Source organism: Arthrospira sp. PCC 8006 (assembly GCF_046480465.1).
GTDB classification, from domain to species: Bacteria; Cyanobacteriota; Cyanobacteriia; order Cyanobacteriales; family Microcoleaceae; genus Limnospira; species Limnospira platensis.
The window spans coordinates 1-3,133 of sequence record NZ_PKGG01000364.1; the positions used below are offsets into that span (position 1 = coordinate 1).

4 protein-coding genes are annotated in these 3,133 nt (G+C 48.8%); all 4 read left to right on the forward strand.

Translation table 11 applies throughout. The features are described from left to right. Positions 1 to 21 precede the first annotated feature (21 nt). Positions 22 to 822, forward strand: coding sequence for a Uma2 family endonuclease (locus B9T16_RS27290; protein WP_410246247.1), 801 nt, complete (start codon positions 22 to 24; stop codon positions 820 to 822). Positions 823 to 864: 42 nt separating this feature from the next. Continuing rightward, entirely contained in the window at positions 865 to 1,644 is a 780-nt protein-coding gene (locus tag B9T16_RS27295) for a Uma2 family endonuclease (RefSeq protein ID WP_410246245.1), read from the forward strand. A 42-nt stretch (positions 1,645 to 1,686) separates the two neighbouring features. Continuing rightward, positions 1,687 to 2,466: a Uma2 family endonuclease gene (locus B9T16_RS27300; RefSeq protein WP_410246245.1), complete on the forward strand. Its 780-nt coding sequence runs from the start codon at positions 1,687 to 1,689 to the stop codon at positions 2,464 to 2,466. Positions 2,467 to 2,508: 42 nt separating this feature from the next. Then, positions 2,509 to 3,133 (forward strand): Uma2 family endonuclease (locus B9T16_RS27305; RefSeq protein ID WP_410246246.1); only part of this gene is annotated, 625 nt, incomplete at its 3' end.

Sequence of the window (3,133 nt, forward strand, 5' to 3'; positions counted from 1 at the left end):
AACCCACCCCAAGGAGGCGACATGGTTACAGAGATTAAAACCACCCCTAAAACCCCAATTATCTACCCCGAAAGCGACGGTCAACCTATGGCAGAAAATACCGAACAATTCCGCTGGATTGTCACGATTCAAGGGGGAATTGATGCCCTCTTTAAAGATGACCCTAACGTATTCGTAGCCGGAGATTTACTCTGGTATCCCCTAGAAGGCAATAATAAACTGCGAGTGGCTCCAGATGTGATGGTAGCCTTGGGACGACCGAAAGGAAAACGGGGGTCTTATTTACAATGGCAGGAAAATAATATCGCCCCCCAAGTAGTTTTTGAAGTCTTATCTCCCGGAAATACCTTAACGGAAATGGCGAAAAAGCTGGAATTTTATCAGCGTTATGGAGTGGAAGAATACTATATTTATGACCCCGATAAAATTGACTGCTGTGGCTGGATTCGCACAGAGAATCAACTCACGCTTATTGAAACTATAAACGGCTGGATTTCTCCCCGGTTAGGGGTACGATTTGAAATCTCGGAGTCGGGGTTAGAATTGTATCGTCCCGATGGGCGGAAATTCTCGACTTATATCGAATTAGAGAGCGATCGCCAACAAGCCGAAGAACGCGCCCAACAGGAGGCAGAACGCGCTCAACAGGAGGCAGAACGCGCCCAACGGGAAGCAGAACGCGCCCAACGGGAAGCAGAACGCGCCCAACGGGAAGCAGAACGCGCTCAACAGGAGGCAGAACGCGCTCAACAGGAGGCAGAACGCGCTAACCGCCTAGCCGAAAAACTGCGGGAATTAGGCATTGACCCTGATGCTATGTAATCCCCTTTAACCACCAATCAGAACCCACCCCAAGGAGGCGACATGGTTACAGAGATTAAAACCACCCCCAAAACCCCAATTATCTACCCCGAAAGCGACGGTCAACCTATGGCAGAAAATACGGAACAATTCCGCTGGATTGTCACGATTCAAGGGGGAATTGATGCCCTCTTTAAAGATGACCCTAACGTATTCGTAGCCGGAGATTTACTCTGGTATCCCCTAGAAGGCAATAATAAACTGCGAGTGGCTCCAGATGTGATGGTAGCCTTGGGACGACCGAAAGGAAAACGGGGGTCTTATTTACAATGGCAGGAAAATAATATCGCCCCCCAAGTAGTTTTTGAAGTCTTATCTCCCGGAAATACCTTAACGGAAATGGCGAAAAAGCTGGAATTTTATCAGCGTTATGGAGTGGAAGAATACTATATTTATGACCCCGATAAAATTGACTGCTGTGGCTGGATTCGCACAGAGAATCAACTCACGCTTATTGAAACTATAAACGGCTGGATTTCTCCCCGGTTAGGGGTACGATTTGAAATCTCGGAGTCGGGGTTAGAATTGTATCGTCCCGATGGGCGGAAATTCTCGACTTATATCGAATTAGAGAGCGATCGCCAACAAGCCGAAGAACGCGCCCAACAGGAGGCAGAACGCGCTCAACAGGAGGCAGAACGCGCCCAACGGGAAGCAGAACGCGCCCAACGGGAAGCAGAACGCGCCCAACGGGAAGCAGAACGCGCCCAACAGGAGGCAGAACGCGCTAACCGCCTAGCCGAAAAACTGCGGGAATTAGGCATTGACCCTGATGCTATGTAATCCCCTTTAACCACCAATCAGAACCCACCCCAAGGAGGCGACATGGTTACAGAGATTAAAACCACCCCTAAAACCCCAATTATCTACCCCGAAAGCGACGGTCAACCTATGGCAGAAAATACGGAACAATTCCGCTGGATTGTCACGATTCAAGGAGGAATTGATGCCCTCTTTAAAGATGACCCTAACGTATTCGTAGCCGGAGATTTACTCTGGTATCCCCTAGAAGGCAACAATAAACTGCGAGTGGCTCCAGATGTGATGGTAGCCTTGGGACGACCGAAAGGAAAACGGGGGTCTTATTTACAATGGCAGGAAAATAATATCGCCCCCCAAGTAGTTTTTGAAGTCTTATCTCCCGGAAATACCTTAACGGAAATGGCGAAAAAGCTGGAATTTTATCAGCGTTATGGAGTGGAAGAATACTATATTTATGACCCCGATAAAATTGACTGCTGTGGCTGGATTCGCACAGAGAATCAACTCACGCTTATTGAAACTATAAACGGCTGGATTTCTCCCCGGTTAGGGGTACGATTTGAAATCTCGGAGTCGGGGTTAGAATTGTATCGTCCCGATGGGCGGAAATTCTCGACTTATATCGAATTAGAGAGCGATCGCCAACAAGCCGAAGAACGCGCCCAACAGGAGGCAGAACGCGCTCAACAGGAGGCAGAACGCGCCCAACGGGAAGCAGAACGCGCCCAACGGGAAGCAGAACGCGCCCAACGGGAAGCAGAACGCGCCCAACAGGAGGCAGAACGCGCTAACCGCCTAGCCGAAAAACTGCGGGAATTAGGCATTGACCCTGATGCTATGTAATCCCCTTTAACCACCAATCAGAACCCACCCCAAGGAGGCGACATGGTTACAGAGATTAAAACCACCCCTAAAACCCCAATTATCTACCCCGAAAGCGACGGTCAACCTATGGCAGAAAATACGGAACAATTCCGCTGGATTGTCACGATTCAAGGGGGAATTGATGCCCTCTTTAAAGATGACCCTAACGTATTCGTAGCCGGAGATTTACTCTGGTATCCCCTAGAAGGCAACAATAAACTGCGAGTGGCTCCAGATGTGATGGTAGCCTTGGGACGACCGAAAGGAAAACGGGGGTCTTATTTACAATGGCAGGAAAATAATATCGCCCCCCAAGTAGTTTTTGAAGTCTTATCTCCCGGAAATACCTTAACGGAAATGGCGAAAAAGCTGGAATTTTATCAGCGTTATGGAGTGGAAGAATACTATATTTATGACCCCGATAAAATTGACTGCTGTGGCTGGATTCGCACAGAGAATCAACTCACGCTTATTGAAACTATAAACGGCTGGATTTCTCCCCGGTTAGGGGTACGATTTGAAATCTCGGAGTCGGGGTTAGAATTGTATCGTCCCGATGGGCGGAAATTCTCGACTTATATCGAATTAGAGAGCGATCGCCAACAAGCCGAAGAACGCGCCCAACAGGAGGCAGAACGCGCCCAAC